13 protein-coding genes and 1 other RNA gene are annotated in these 13,182 nt (G+C 63.3%); 2 read left to right on the top strand and 12 right to left on the bottom strand.

Annotated elements, in window-relative coordinates; genetic code table 11:
- Positions 1-2: 2 nt before the first annotated feature.
- The 12 genes from AC1D05_RS13010 to ffs form a co-directional block, all read right to left on the bottom strand.
- Positions 3-752: an ABC transporter ATP-binding protein gene (locus AC1D05_RS13010; RefSeq protein WP_477441104.1), complete on the bottom strand. Its 750-nt coding sequence runs from the start codon at positions 750-752 to the stop codon at positions 3-5.
- The gene (locus AC1D05_RS13005; RefSeq protein ID WP_477441103.1) at positions 749-1,594 is read right to left on the bottom strand and encodes an ABC transporter ATP-binding protein; all 846 of its coding nucleotides are present in this window, start codon (positions 1,592-1,594) and stop codon (positions 749-751) included. The genes AC1D05_RS13010 and AC1D05_RS13005 overlap by 4 nt, the downstream gene beginning before the upstream one ends.
- Entirely contained in the window at positions 1,591-2,511 is a 921-nt protein-coding gene (gene nikC / locus AC1D05_RS13000) for a nickel transporter permease (protein WP_202351714.1), read from the bottom strand. The genes AC1D05_RS13005 and nikC overlap by 4 nt, the downstream gene beginning before the upstream one ends.
- Positions 2,508-3,569 carry an ABC transporter permease gene (locus AC1D05_RS12995; protein ID WP_477441102.1) on the bottom strand — a complete coding sequence of 354 codons (1,062 nt, stop codon included), beginning with the start codon at positions 3,567-3,569 and terminating at the stop codon, positions 2,508-2,510. Before AC1D05_RS12995 ends, nikC begins: the two co-directional genes overlap by 4 nt.
- An 18-nt stretch (positions 3,570-3,587) precedes the next feature.
- Entirely contained in the window at positions 3,588-5,231 is a 1,644-nt protein-coding gene (locus AC1D05_RS12990; protein ID WP_477441101.1) for an ABC transporter substrate-binding protein, read from the bottom strand.
- Positions 5,232-5,591: 360 nt separating this feature from the next.
- A complete protein-coding gene (locus tag AC1D05_RS12985) occupies positions 5,592-6,836 on the bottom strand; it encodes a lytic murein transglycosylase (protein ID WP_477441100.1) in 1,245 nt (414 codons plus the stop codon).
- 26 nt (positions 6,837-6,862) lie between these two features.
- Positions 6,863-7,468, bottom strand: coding sequence for a recombination mediator RecR (gene recR, locus AC1D05_RS12980; protein ID WP_027043568.1), 606 nt, complete (start codon positions 7,466-7,468; stop codon positions 6,863-6,865).
- Positions 7,469-7,557: 89 nt separating this feature from the next.
- Positions 7,558-8,541 carry a cell wall hydrolase gene (locus tag AC1D05_RS12975; RefSeq protein ID WP_477441099.1) on the bottom strand — a complete coding sequence of 328 codons (984 nt, stop codon included), beginning with the start codon at positions 8,539-8,541 and terminating at the stop codon, positions 7,558-7,560.
- A 228-nt stretch (positions 8,542-8,769) separates the two neighbouring features.
- Complete coding sequence (locus AC1D05_RS12970) at positions 8,770-9,177, bottom strand: hypothetical protein (protein WP_477441098.1); 408 nt, start codon at positions 9,175-9,177, stop codon at positions 8,770-8,772.
- Between the two features lie 20 nt (positions 9,178-9,197).
- The gene (locus AC1D05_RS12965) at positions 9,198-9,521 is read right to left on the bottom strand and encodes a YbaB/EbfC family nucleoid-associated protein (RefSeq protein WP_027043571.1); all 324 of its coding nucleotides are present in this window, start codon (positions 9,519-9,521) and stop codon (positions 9,198-9,200) included.
- A 42-nt stretch (positions 9,522-9,563) separates the two neighbouring features.
- Positions 9,564-11,387 carry a DNA polymerase III subunit gamma/tau gene (locus AC1D05_RS12960; RefSeq protein ID WP_477441097.1) on the bottom strand — a complete coding sequence of 608 codons (1,824 nt, stop codon included), beginning with the start codon at positions 11,385-11,387 and terminating at the stop codon, positions 9,564-9,566.
- Between the two features lie 104 nt (positions 11,388-11,491).
- Positions 11,492-11,588, bottom strand: an RNA gene (ffs, locus tag AC1D05_RS12955) — signal recognition particle sRNA small type.
- 155 nt (positions 11,589-11,743) lie between these two features.
- Between ffs and AC1D05_RS12950 the strand changes: the two genes are divergently transcribed.
- Together AC1D05_RS12950 and nudC are read left to right on the top strand one after the other, a co-directional pair.
- On the top strand, positions 11,744-12,163 hold the full coding sequence (locus AC1D05_RS12950; protein WP_477441096.1) for an HIT domain-containing protein: 420 nt from the start codon (positions 11,744-11,746) through the stop codon (positions 12,161-12,163).
- A gap of 52 nt (positions 12,164-12,215) precedes the next feature.
- Positions 12,216-13,157: an NAD(+) diphosphatase gene (gene nudC, locus AC1D05_RS12945; protein ID WP_477441095.1), complete on the top strand. Its 942-nt coding sequence runs from the start codon at positions 12,216-12,218 to the stop codon at positions 13,155-13,157.
- Positions 13,158-13,182: the final 25 nt, after the last annotated feature.

The raw sequence follows: 13,182 nt of genomic DNA, 5'->3' as shown, positions 1-13,182 counted from the left end.
CCTTAACCCGTGCGGACGAACCCCTCGCTGGCCCTGAGCAGGTTGCGCGTATAATCCTCTGTCACCCGGTGAGCGACAAGTTGGGCCGCCGTCAGATTTTCCACCGCCTCGCCGCCCTGCATCACCATCAGCCGCTCGCACATATGGGTGACGATGGCGAGGTCGTGGCTGACCATCAGGAAGGTCAGCTTGCGCCGCCTGCGGACCTCTTCCAACAGGTTGAGCACTTCCGCCTGCACCGAGGCATCGAGCGCCGAGGTCGGCTCGTCGAGCAGCAGGATCGACGGTTCGAGGATCAACGCGCGGGCAATGGCGACGCGTTGGCGCTGGCCACCCGACAATTGGTGCGAGTAGCGGAAGCGGAAACCGTTGCCGAGGCCAACCTCATCGAGCGCCTGCTGGATACGCTTTTCGCCGTCGGCAAAGCCATGGATGGCAAGCGGTTCCTGCAGCAGCCGGTCAACAGTCTGGCGCGGGTGCAGCGAGCCATACGGGTCCTGGAAGACCATCTGCACTTCGCGGTAAAAGGCCTTGTCGCGGCGCGATCCAAGCTTCTTGCCATTGACGGTGATGTTGCCCGACGCGACCGGCGCAAGGCCGGCGATCGCCCTGAGCAGCGTCGATTTGCCGGAACCGGATTCGCCGACCAGGCCGAAGGATTCGCCTGACCTGACTTCGAGGCTGACGCCTTTCAGCGCGCGAAAGCGGTCGAAGATCACTTCCAGCCCGTCGACGGTGATCGCAGCCGTCATGCCGCCCACTCCGGCTTGCGGTCGAGCACCGGCAGAGGATGGCGTTCGAAGCCGATCCTGGGCATGCAGTTGAGCAGGCCGCGCGTGTAGGGGTGCTGGGCCTGGCCGAGTTCGGAGGCCTTGAGCTGCTCGACCACCTTGCCGGCGTACATGACGATGACGCGATCGCAGAAGGACGAGACCAGACGCAGATCATGCGAAATGAAAATCAGCCCCATGCCCCGATCGCTGACCAATTTATCGAGGATGCCGAGCACGTCGAGCTGGACCGTGACGTCGAGCGCCGAGGTCGGCTCGTCGGCGATCATCATTTCCGGTCCGGCGATCAGCATCATGGCGATCATGGCGCGCTGGCCCATGCCGCCGGACACTTCGTGCGGATGCAGGTCGTAGACGCGCTTGGGGTCACGTATCTGCACCGCTTCCAGCATGGCCAGCGCGCGCTCGCGCGCCTCTGCCTTGGAGACTTTCTCATGCGTACGCAGTGTTTCGACGATCTGGCGGCCGATGCTCATCACCGGGTCGAGCGAATATTTCGGATCCTGCAGGATCATGGCGATGCGGTTGCCCCGCAGCGCCCGGCGTTCGCGTGGCGAGATGCCGAGCAGGTCAATGCCGTCGAAGGCCAGTTTCTTGGCCGATATCCTGGCCTGCGGTGGCGTCAGGCCCATGATGGCGCGGCCGGTCTGCGACTTGCCCGAGCCGGACTCGCCGACGATGCCGAGGCGTTCGCGGCCAAGCGAGAAGGAGACACCGCGCACCGCCTCGATCAGCCCGGTGCGGGTGGGGAAGGTGACGCGCAGATCGTCGACGTCGAGAAGTGTCTTCGTCTCCCTGCTCATTGGTCACCACTCCGGGGATCGAGCGCGTCGCGCAGGCCGTCGCCAAGCAGGTTGAAGCCGAGGCTGACGATGAGAATGGCGAAGCCCGGCGCACCGGCCACCCACCATTGGTCGAGGACGAAGCGCCGGCCCGACGCGATCATGGTACCCCATTCGGGCAGCGGCGGCTGCGCGCCGAGGCCGAGGAACCCGAGGCCGGCGGCGGTCAGGATGATGCCGGCCATGTCGAGCGTCACCCTGACGATCAGCGAGGAGATGCAGAGCGGCATGATGTGACGCAGCACGATGCGGAACGGCGAGGCGCCCATCAATTGCACCGCCTTGATGTAATCGGAATTGCGCACCGTCAGCGTTTCCGCGCGGGCAATTCGTGCATAAGGCGGCCACGAGGTGATGGCGATGGCAAGCACGGCGTTCTCGATGCCCGGACCCAGCGCTGCGACAAAGGCCAGCGCCAGGATCAGCTTGGGGAAGGCGAGGAAGATGTCGGTGATGCGCATCAGGATGGCATCGGTCCAGCCGCCGGCATAGCCGGCGACGGTGCCGACCAGCAGGCCGATGGGGGCCGCGATGATGGCGACCAGGATGACCACATAGAGCGTCCAGCGCGAGCCGTAGAGGATGCGCGACAGGATATCGCGACCGAGATCGTCGGTGCCGAACCAGTGTTCGGCGCTCGGCGCCAGCAGCCTTGAATTCTTGAGATCGCCGAATGTCGGCGAATAGGGTGCCAGCACGCCGGCGAGGGCGGCGATGACCAGCAGGGCGATGATGATCAGCAGGCCAACAAAGGCCAGCCGGTTGGCGGAGAAGCGCCGCCACGCGACATAGGCGCGGCCGAGCCTTGCCTGCATGCGCGAGGCCGGCCGCTCGCTGAGCAGCCAGTCGCGACGGCTCTGGATCGCCTCGGCGCTCATGCGGATTTCGTCCTTGGATCGAGCACGCGGTAAAGCAGGTCGGACAGGAGATTGATGCCGATGAACACCGAGCCGATGACGATGGTGCCGCCGAGCACGGCGTTCATGTCGGCGTTCTGCAGCGAGTTGGTGATGTAGAGGCCGATGCCTGGCCAGGAGAAGACGGTCTCCGTCAGCACCGAACCTTCGAGCAGCCCGGCATAGGAAAGCGCGATCACCGTGACCATCGGCACCGCGGCGTTGCGCAACGCGTGTCCCCAGATGATGCGGGTTTCCGACAGGCCCTTGGCACGCGCCGCGACGATGTATTCCTGCGTCAGTTCGTTGAGCATGAACGAGCGCGTCATGCGGCTGATATAGGCGAGCGAAAAATAGCCGAGCAGCGAGGCCGGCAGGATGATGTGCCGGAAGGCGTCGTAAAAGACATCCCACTGACCCTGCATCGCGGAGTCGAGAAGGTAGAAGCCGGTGATCGGCGTGAAGGTGTATTCATAGACGACGTCGAGCCGTGCCGGAAAGGCCACCCATTGCAGCTTGGCGTAGAACAGCACGAGCCCAAGCAGACCGAGCCAGAAGATGGGCACGGAATAACCGATCAGGCCGATGACACGCACGACCTGGTCGATGAGGCTGCCGCGCTTGACCGCGGCCAGCACGCCAAGCGGTACGCCAAACAGCGCGCCGATCAGTGTCCCCAGCGTCGCCAGTTCCGTCGTTGCCGGAAGCGCGCGGCGGATGTCGCTCATGACCGGATTTGTGGTCAGCACCGAGGTGCCGAAATCACCGTTCAGGGCATTTTTCACATAGATGTAGAACTGCTCGATGAGAGGCAGGTCGAGACCCATCTCGCGGCGCGTGCGTTCGACGACATTGAGAGGCGCGCGATCACCGAGCACCGCCAGCACCGGATCGATCGGGATGACCCGGCCAATGAAGAAGGTGACCGCGAGCAGACCAAGATAGGTCGTGACCGCGATGACCAGGAAGCGGCCGATCGCCGATGCAAGGGCGACGGCGCGGGCGCTGCCGCGCCCGCTCTGGTTTTCAACCGCGCTCATGCGGCGCGTCCGACCGCATTATTCCTTGGAGACCGACCCGACGAAATTGGTGTCGAAACTCGGGCCGAGCGCGAGGCCCTTGAGGTTCTTGCGCAGGCCAACCACTTCCAGCTGCTGGTGAATGATCACGAACGGGCTGGTGTCGAGAATCTTCTTCTGCAGATCCTTGTACATGTCGGCGCGTTTGCCAGAATCCTTCTCCAGCAGGGCCGCTTCCGTTTCCTTGGTCAGGTCCGGAATGTCCCAGCTATTGCGCCAGGCGAGGGTGTGCGACTTGCCGGCATCCGAATTATCGGGGTTCGACGCAAACGTCTGGGCATTGGAGTTCGGATCGAAATAATCCTGGCCCCAATTGCCGATATAGATGTCATGATTGCGGGCGCGGTATTTGGTCAGCGTCTGCTTGCCGTCGCCCGGAATAATCTCCAGCTTGATGCCGGCCTGTCCCAGCGTCTGCTGGATCGATTCCGCCATGCCTGTGGTCGGCTGTCCCGTTCGCACGTCCATGGTGACGCTGAAGCCGTCAGGCAGGCCGGCCTTGGCCAGCAGTTCCTTGGCCTTGGCGACATCCAGCTTGAACGGATTGTCGTCCACGGCGCCGAGGTCGCCCTTGGGCAGGAAGGATTGGTGGATCTCGCCGATGCCCTTGAGGATGGTCGTGCTCAGCGCATCGTAGTCGACCAGATATTTGAAGGCCTGTCGTACCTCGGGTTTGGCGAGGTTCGGATTCTTCTGGTTGAGGCTGATGTAATAGACCGTGCCCTTCGGCGCGCTGGTGGTGGTGAGGTCGGCGTTCTTGGCAATGGCGTCGAGATCGTTCGGCTCGAGGTTGCGGGCAACGTCGATGTCGCCGGCTTCGAGCGCCAGGCGCTGGGCGGAGCTTTCCTTCATGTTGCGGTAGATGACGCGGGCGAGCTTGGCCTTCTCGCCGTAATAGTTGTCGTTGCGCTCCATGACGACGGCTTCGTTGGCGCGCCATTCGCGCAGCTTGTAGGCGCCGGAACCGGCATAGCCGGTCTTCAGCCAGGCATTGCCGAAGTCATTGTCCCATTTGTAGTCGGCGCTCGGTGTCACCGCAGCGACGTGTTCCTTGACCAGCTTGGCGTCGACCACCGAGGCGACCGTTGCCGAGAGGCAGTTCAGCACGAAGCTCGGCGCATAGGCCTTGTCGACGGTGAACTGGAAGGTGGCGTCGTCGACGGCCTTGGCCTTTTCGGTGACGTTGTCGCCGCTGATGCCGAACTGACCGATGATGAAGGCCGGGCTCTTGTCCAGCTTGACGGCGCGCTCGAACGAATAGGCGACATCGGCCGCGGTGATCGGGTTGCCCGAGGCGAATTTGAGGCCCGGCTTGAGCTTGAATGTATAGGTCAGGCCGTCATCAGAAACGGTCCAGCTCGCGGCGAGATCCGGCTTGACCTTGGAGGTGTCGCTGAGGTCGAGGCGGACAAGCAGATCATAGGTGTTGCCGGTGACTTCGGCGGTCGACAGCTCGAACGCCTCGCCCGGATCCATGGAGATGATGTCGTCGATCGCGAAGCCTTCGACCAGCGTGTCGGCGGGCGTGACCGCGCCAGCCGGCGCTCCGGCCAGAAGCAGTGCCGACATGGCGGCACCCGCAAGTAGGATGCGGGAGCGTAGAGCAAACTTTTCCATCATCATGGTGATTGTTCCCTGTTTTGTTGTTTGTTGACCTGAGTTCCCGGCTCAGGATTGCAGAACTCTTTTCGGGGCCTAAGGACGGCCCTCCGACCCCCTTACCGTTGCGGTTTTTGTCCAGTTGGTCAACACCATATCCGGCGGCCTCGTGGCCGGCAACGAGCATTTATACGACGACCCATTGGACCAGAATGGCGGCTAGCACGTCGACGCACAGGCTGGCCAATCGAGGCTGTGGAAAGGGAAAATCTGCTAGAGGCTCACCGTTTCGCGGAAACGGCGAACCTCTCTATCTCTTTGTTTTGACGCAATTCCTGACGGAAAACCGTTCACACTTTTCCTGGAATTGCTTTGATTTCAGCGCTATTTCAGCGCGGCGACCAGACCTGTGTCGGGAAAACAGGTCGCAGACTGGCCGTTCTTGGCCTGCCATTTGCCGATCGAGCGGCGGGTCTTGAAGCCGGGCAGGCCGTCGGCGCTGCCGACATCATAGCCCTTGGCTTCCAGCGCTCGTTGCAGGGCGGCAATGTCGGAACGGTGGAGATCGCCGACCGGCCCCCAGCTGCCGGAAAAATTCTGATCGCCATGCGCAATGCGGTCAGCGCCATGGCCGATGAAGAGCGCGTAGAGGTCGCTGGTGTTGTATTCCTTCAGCACGTAGAAATTGGGCGTGGTGATGAAGGCCGGACCACTGCGGCCGGCCGGCATCAAAAGGAAGCCCTCCGCCTTCAGCTCACTCGCCGGAAATGCTTTTCCGCCGACACGGCTGATACCCATCGCCGCCCACTCAGATATCTTCTTGCCTTGATCGGGGCCTTCCAGCGAGCAGGAGACGCCGTCGGGCACGGTCACCTCGAACCCCCAGCCACGGCCCCTCACCCAGCCATAGTGGACGAGATAATTGGCGATCGAGGCGAGCACGTCAGGCGTCGAGTTCCAGATGTCGACGCGGCCGTCGTCGTCGAAATCCACGGCATGCTTGAGGAAGGAGGTCGGCATGAATTGTGGCTGGCCGAGCGCACCGGCCCAGGACGATTTCATCGCGCCGACCGGCGCCAGTCCGCGTTGGACGATTTCCAGCGCTGCAAGCAGCTCAGTGCGGAAAAAATCCTTCTTGGTCGACATGAACGCCTTGGTGCCCAGCACTTCGAAGGCGTCGTAAGGCATCTTCGCCGCGCCGAAGCCGGTCTCGCGGCCCCAGATCGCCAGAACGATCTCGCCGGGCACGCCATAGCGTTTTTCGATTGCGGCCAACGTCTTGGCGTTGGTGGCTTCGCGTGCGCGTCCGCCTGACGTCACCGCACGAACCGTCTTCTCGGCGAAATAGGCGCCGGGCGAGCCGAACTCGGCCTGATGCTGCTTCTGTGGCGTCTTCGGCTTCTCGCCGGGCATGACAAGGTCGGGCAGCTTCACATTGGGTTTTATGCCGTCGAAGGCAGCATCGAAAGTCTGTTTGGAAATGCCTTTGGCTTTGGCCTCGGGCCAGAGGTCATTCTGCAGCCAGGTGCGGAACTGATCGTCGATCTTGGCGGCCGAGGCGGGCGCCGCGAAGACGGCGAGAAGCGTCGCGACAAAGGCGAAGGTGATCGTGCGAAGGAATGCAGTCATTTCAACAAACATCCCCGCCAATCTTGTCAAAACGCCGTCCGCGAGCGCAGCGCCGCGGCAAGCGTGCCCTCATCGAGATAGTCGAGTTCACCGCCGACCGGCACGCCATGCGCCAGCCTTGTCACCTTGATGTCGAAGCCGGACAGCTGGTCGGTGAGATAATGCGCGGTGGTCTGGCCCTCGACCGTGGCGTTGACGGCGATGATGATCTCCTTGACCTCGCCGCCGGCGACGCGGTCGATCAACGAGCGGACGTTGAGCTGGTCGGGGCCGATGCCGTCGAGCGGCGACAGCGTGCCGCCGAGCACATGATAGCGCACGTTCATCGCCGCCGCCCGCTCGAGCGCCCAGAGATCGGAGACGTCCTCGACGACGATAAGGGTGGTAGCGTCGCGGCGCGGGTCGGTGCAGATCATGCAGGGGTCGGATGTATCGACATTGCCGCAGGTCGTGCAGATGCGCACCTTGTCGGCCGCCTCGCCCATGGCGGCGGCGAGCGGCGACAGCAGCTGTTCCTTCTTCTTGATCAGATGAAGGGCGGCGCGCCTGGCCGAACGGGGCCCGAGCCCCGGCACCTTGGCCAGGAGCTGGATCAGGCGTTCGATCTCGGGACCGGCGATTCGCTTGGACATCGCCTTGATCTAGGATTTTTCGGAGCGCTTTGGAACAGTTCCCGTCCACCACGATCCATCATGCTGCCATGGCGGATCGTCGGAACGGATCAGTTGGCTTCGATCGGCCGACCCTGGCTGACGATCATCGCGCCAATGGCGTCGGTGTTCTCAGGCGTCGACTGGAACCCCATCGATGCCTCTTGCGGCTCGCCCTGAACCGATGAGATGACGCGGGTGTTCACTGTGCCGCCGAAACGGGCCGCATCCGGCTCTTCCATCGGCTCCTGCATGGCGACCATCGTCTGCTTCACTGTAACGCGCGCCGACTTTGCCGTCGGCGCCGCGGCTGCGGTCACATAGGTCTGCTGGGTAGGAGCGATTTTGGTCTTGGGCTGACGGGCAGGTTCCACGGAGGCGGTCATAAAGACCTGTTGTGCCGGCGCGGTGCGGGAGGCTTTGGCCGGGCGCACCGGCTCCGCCGAGGCAACCATCGTCACCGGCGCCGCCGGCTTGACCATTTCGGGCGCCGCCGAGGCAATCATCGGCTCGTCAGGCAGCGGCTGCCAGTTGCGGCCGCGCTTTTCGTAGAAGGCATTGCCGCCGGCGACCATGGTGTAGTGCATGTTCTTGTAGGGGAAATGCAAGCCGGCGGTGTGGAAATACATCGTGTTCTTGAGCTTGGCCTTGCGCTCGCCCTTGAGCACGGCATCGGCGGCTTCCTCGACATCGGGCATTGCGCGTGAATTCATCGGCCTGGTCATGACGCCCGGCGCGAACTGCCCGGGTTCACCCACCACGTCACAGATGGTGCTGCCGTGGTTGCCGGAGCGCAAGCGGTTCATCACCACCGTGCCGACGGCGATCATGCCGTCGCGGCTCGAGCGGTTGGATTCGAAGAACATCGCCCTTTCCAGGCACTCCCTGTCCTTCGGCGTGTGGCTGAAGGGCCGGCTGAGGAAACTCGGCGTGATGGCATCGGTCAGGCTGGCGACGGACATGCCATGCGAAGTGGTCTGGCTGCAGGCGGCCAGGAACAGGGGAGACGTGATGACGCCGAGCAACAGCGGCGCCTTCCATCGCGTAACAGTCAACAGGTTACCCTCTCACTTCGATGCCCGCCCCCAGGCTGCGGCAAGAATGAGACACTTTCAGGCAAAATGATGGCCAAAACGTTATTAACCACGTACTGTTGCCCAAAAGGCACAATTTCGAGGCATTCCAGATAGATCGAGCCGTCATTTCACAAAGGCGATGACCGCTCTCTCTTGGTTTCGCCGCAATTGCTTGGGGGAAAACCGCGTCCCGTTTTCCGGGAATCGCTACCGCACGGCCGCAATCGCGGCCGACTGACCCGGCTCGAGTTCCTCGACTGTCTCCGAAAACAGGCCGCGCCTGAGGAACAAAGCCCGCGCATCCCTGGCCGTCGGTGCGATCTTTCCCGGCCAGTCGCTGTCGATGAACTCGGCCTTGGTGAAATCAGGATTTGTTTCGGAGGCCGCCTCGAGGAATTCGGCGATTTCCAGCACGACCGCGCGCTCTCCCTTCGAAAGCGCCGATGTGCCGGCCTCGATCGACGGGCGGTGCACGAAATCCTCGAACAGGTAGAAGTAGCCCTTGATGCCGACGAGATCGACGCCGGCATCGCAGTCGGCAAGAATTTCCAGAATCTCGTAGATCCTGTTGCGGATACGCTGCTCGATCAGTCTTTCGGACGGCTCTTCGGTCATGGGCGCATCGCCGCTGAAGGTTAGAACGGCAGTTTCATTCCCGGCGGGATCGGCAGGCCGGCGGTCAGTGCCTTGGTCTTTTCCTGCATGATCTGCTCGACCTTGACCTTGGCGTCATTGTGGGCGGCGAGGATCAAATCCTCAAGAATTTCGACATCGTCCTCCTTGAACAGAGAAGGGTCGATCTTCAGCGACTTCATCTCGAACTTTCCGGTCAAGGTGACGTTGACCAAGCCGCCACCAGCCTGGCCGGATGCTTCCAGCGTGGCGATCTCGTCCTGCATGGCCTGGAATTTGGCCTGCATTTCCTTCGCCTTGCCCATCAGGCCGAGAAGATCTTTCATGGTCCGATCCTTGGTTCTTGGTTTGTCAGGGTTCTTGGTTTGTCAGGTCTCGTCGTCATCCGCCGGCGGCTCGACCGGCACTTCTGCCTCGGCCGTTTCCGCCTCCGGCGCGTCGGGGATGCGCACGTCGATGATCTTGGCACCGGGAAAGCGCGCCAGGAAGGCGGCAACCGTCGGATCGCTCTTGGCATCGAGGAAGGCGTTTTCGCGCTTGGTCGATTCCATTTCGGCCAGCGTCTGGCCGCCCTCTTCCTTCGACAGCGACACCAGCCAGTTGCGGCCGGTCCAGGCGCGCAGTTTCGTCGTCAGCTCGTTGAGCAGCAGCTTCGGCGCATCGTCGGTCAGGCTGACATCGATGCGGCCGGGCTCGAAGCGCACGGGACGGATGCAGCGCTTGACCAGCACCTTGAAGGCGATGTCGCGCTGCGCGTCGGCAAGCGCAACGATATCGGCCAGCGACCTGACCGGCACCTGCTGCGGCTCGGACACCGGCGCGGGAGGCGCGACGAAGGCGACCGGCGCCGGCGTGGCCTCGACCAAACGCATGGTCTGCGCGCCACCGGGCCCGGATGGCATGCGCGTCTGCGCGACCGCGCTGGCCCCACCGCCATTGCCGTTGCCGGAACCCGCAGGCGCGCCATTCGGGCGCGATGCGCCATTTTGTGCCGGTCCCGCCCCCTCGAGCGATCGCAGCGCCTCGTCCAGCGTCGGCAGGTCGGCGGCATGCGCCAGCCGGATCAGCACCATTTCGGCGGCACTGACGGGCCGGTTGGAGGACTGCACCTCGGGGATGCCCTTGAGCAGCATCTGCCAGGTCCGCGACAGCACCCTGACCGACAGCGCTCTGGCGAAGTCGGCGCCGCGCTCGCGTTCGTCCTGCGACAGCGAAGCGTCGTCCATGGCGGTCGGCACGAAACGCAGCCGGGTGACGAGATGGTTGAACTCGGCAAGATCGGTCAGCACGGCGGCCGGATCGGCGCCGGTGTCGTATTGGGTGCGGAATTCGGCCAGGGCCGCCGCCACGTCGCCCTTCATCACATGTTCGAACAGGTCGACGATGCGGGCGCGGTCGGCCAGGCCCAGCATGGCCCGCACCGCCTCGGCGCTGACGGAGCCTGCGCCGTGCGCAATCGCCTGGTCGAGAATGGAGAGCGAATCGCGGGCGGAGCCTTCCGCCGCGCGCGCAATCATCGCCAGCGCGTCGTCGTCGACTGAAATGCCTTCCTGGCCGGCGATCGAGGAAAGATGCGCGACCAGCGCGCCAGCATCGATGCGTCTGAGGTCAAAACGCTGGCAGCGCGACAGGACGGTGATCGGAACCTTGCGGATTTCAGTGGTGGCGAAGATGAATTTCACGTGCGGAGGCGGCTCCTCCAGCGTTTTCAGCAGGCCGTTGAAGGCCTGTGTCGACAGCATGTGCACTTCGTCGATGATGTAGACTTTGTAGCGGGCCGAGACCGGCGCGTAGCGCACGCGCTCGATAATGTCTCTTATGTCGTCGATGCCGGTGTGCGAGGCGGCGTCCATCTCGATGACGTCGACATGGCGGCCTTCCATGATCGCCTGGCAATGCTCGCCGAGCACGGCAAGGTCGACAGAGGGCTGGTCCACGGTTGGTGTCTTGTAGTTCAGCGCCCGCGCCAGGATGCGCGCCGTGGTGGTCTTGCCGACACCGCGCACGCCGGTCAGCATCCAGGCTTGGGCAATGCGGCCGGTGGCAAAGGCATTGGTGAGGGTGCGCACCATCGGCTCCTGGCCGACCAGCTCGGAAAAATTCGACGGACGGTATTTGCGCGCCAGCACGCGGTAGGCAGCGGACTTTCCATTCTCCAGGCTTTTCGGCCCCGAATTTCCGGCTTCGCTCATTCGCCCGTTAAGCTCCAAAAGGCCGCGCCCAAAGGCGCCGATTCCTGCGCATAGTCTCGCCCGCGCTGCAATGCGTCGTCAATGTCGCGAGGAGGGCCGATGAGGTGGGAGGCTGGAACAATGACCCGTTCCGGGCTCGTTAGGGCTGCTTCCTTCCGGACCTGACCCGGTTGGCGAGTGGATCGTCCACCACCAACCTCCCACCGTCCATATCGGCAATTGCGCGATGAAATGCAAGTGCGCAGGCGATTTGCTGCACCAAACCGTGAGAGCAACAATGATTCGCTTGCAGCCCCCGTGCCGCCGCTCTAGCGTTCATGGGTTTTAAGAAACCAAGAAAAGCAAGGGAAACGCCGATGCTGCCGGGCCTGAAGGCCGGATTCACGCTGGATGCCCGGCTGGAGGCGGACAGCGAGCAGTTGATGTGGCTTGGGCTGTGCGAATTGCGGGTGATGAACGATCGCCGCTGGCCGTGGCTGCTTTTGGTGCCGCAGCGGCCGGGCGCGGAAGAAATCCACGACATGACGCCGCTCGACCAGGCGATGCTGACCTTCGAGACCAATATGGTGGCACAGGCGCTGAAGAAAGTGAGCGGCTGCACCAAGATCAATACCGGCGCGCTCGGCAACATCGTGCGCCAGTTGCATATCCATGTCATCGCCCGGTCCGAAGGCGATCCCGGCTGGCCCGGCCCGGTATGGGGGCACGGCCTGCGCGAGCCCTATCAGCGTTCCGACCTGCGCCGGTTTGCCGAAACGATAAGGGCGGCGCTATAAGCCTTCCCTGAATTCATCCCGAACATGTCCATCCCAAAGCACCAGAGTCCGCATGAGCTTCAGCCTGTTTGACGCGCCCCTGCGCGAGCCAAGCCAGTTCGTCGGCTTTGCCGGCAACACGATCGACCGGCAATCCGAGAACCGCGCCGACGATTCGGTCGACAAGGCACTTGCCGATCCGACGACACGGCTGCTGTTGATGAATGGCGGTCGGCTCCACCTGAAGCTCGACGGCGGCGGCGGCGACCCCTGGTTTAGCGCCGCCGAGAGCGAGCCGTTCAAGCCTTCCTTCGCTGGAGGTGTCCTGCTCGGCTTTTCCGAGCAGGGGCCGGTGCTGGCGGTGCCAGTCGGAATCGACGCCGAACAGCTGCCCGAGACCGTCAAGGCGATCGACTACCGGTCCGTTTACATGCAAGGGCTGATCGACGAAGCGGCGGCCGGCGCGATGGCGCAAGGGGCCGCCTTGCTCGCCTGGCACGCAAGCCACCGTTTCTGCAGCAAATGCGGCACGCAATCGCAGATGCGGGCCGGCGGCTACAAGCGGCATTGCCCGAATTGCGGCACCGAGCATTTTCCGCGCACCGACCCGGTGGCGATCATGCTGACGGCGAGGCGGGAAAAATGCCTGCTCGGGCGCGGCCGGCATTTCGCGCCGGGCATGTATTCGGCACTCGCCGGCTTCATCGAACCGGGCGAGACGATCGAGGCGGCGGTGCGCCGCGAGACGCTGGAGGAAGCCGGAATCCGGCTTGGCCGCGTCGTCTACCATGCCAGCCAGCCCTGGCCGTTCCCCTACTCACTGATGATCGGCTGCTTCGGCGAGCCACTCAATGAGGACATCCAGGCCGACCTCAACGAGTTGGAGGACTGCCGCTGGTTCGGCCGCGACGAGGTGCGCCTGATGCTGGCGCGGGAGCATCCCGACAATCTGGTCACGCCGCCGAAAGGGGCGATCGCGCATCACCTCATCCGCGCCTGGGTCGACAGCGAATAGATACCGAAAGTCATTGCAGGAGAGA

This window comes from Mesorhizobium sp. P2_E9, from assembly GCF_056403815.1.
This window is presented reverse-complemented; position numbering and strand designations above follow the sequence as displayed.

What these genes read in the sequence shown, in the direction of transcription:
- AC1D05_RS12985 (WP_477441100.1), bottom strand. Translation starts at nt 6,836, where the DNA reads ATGACTGCATTCCTTCGCACGATCACCTTCGCCTTTGTCGCGACGCTT.
- nikC (WP_202351714.1), bottom strand. Translation starts at nt 2,511, where the DNA reads ATGAGCGCCGAGGCGATCCAGAGCCGTCGCGACTGGCTGCTCAGCGAG.
- AC1D05_RS12965 (WP_027043571.1), bottom strand. Translation starts at nt 9,521, where the DNA reads ATGAAAGATCTTCTCGGCCTGATGGGCAAGGCGAAGGAAATGCAGGCC.
- AC1D05_RS12960 (WP_477441097.1), bottom strand. Translation starts at nt 11,387, where the DNA reads ATGAGCGAAGCCGGAAATTCGGGGCCGAAAAGCCTGGAGAATGGAAAG.
- recR (WP_027043568.1), bottom strand. Translation starts at nt 7,468, where the DNA reads ATGTCCAAGCGAATCGCCGGTCCCGAGATCGAACGCCTGATCCAGCTC.
- nudC (WP_477441095.1), top strand. Translation starts at nt 12,216, where the DNA reads ATGAGCTTCAGCCTGTTTGACGCGCCCCTGCGCGAGCCAAGCCAGTTC.
- AC1D05_RS12950 (WP_477441096.1), top strand. Translation starts at nt 11,744, where the DNA reads ATGCTGCCGGGCCTGAAGGCCGGATTCACGCTGGATGCCCGGCTGGAG.
- AC1D05_RS12990 (WP_477441101.1), bottom strand. Translation starts at nt 5,231, where the DNA reads ATGATGATGGAAAAGTTTGCTCTACGCTCCCGCATCCTACTTGCGGGT.
- AC1D05_RS12970 (WP_477441098.1), bottom strand. Translation starts at nt 9,177, where the DNA reads ATGACCGAAGAGCCGTCCGAAAGACTGATCGAGCAGCGTATCCGCAAC.
- AC1D05_RS13010 (WP_477441104.1), bottom strand. Translation starts at nt 752, where the DNA reads ATGACGGCTGCGATCACCGTCGACGGGCTGGAAGTGATCTTCGACCGC.
- AC1D05_RS13005 (WP_477441103.1), bottom strand. Translation starts at nt 1,594, where the DNA reads ATGAGCAGGGAGACGAAGACACTTCTCGACGTCGACGATCTGCGCGTC.
- AC1D05_RS12995 (WP_477441102.1), bottom strand. Translation starts at nt 3,569, where the DNA reads ATGAGCGCGGTTGAAAACCAGAGCGGGCGCGGCAGCGCCCGCGCCGTC.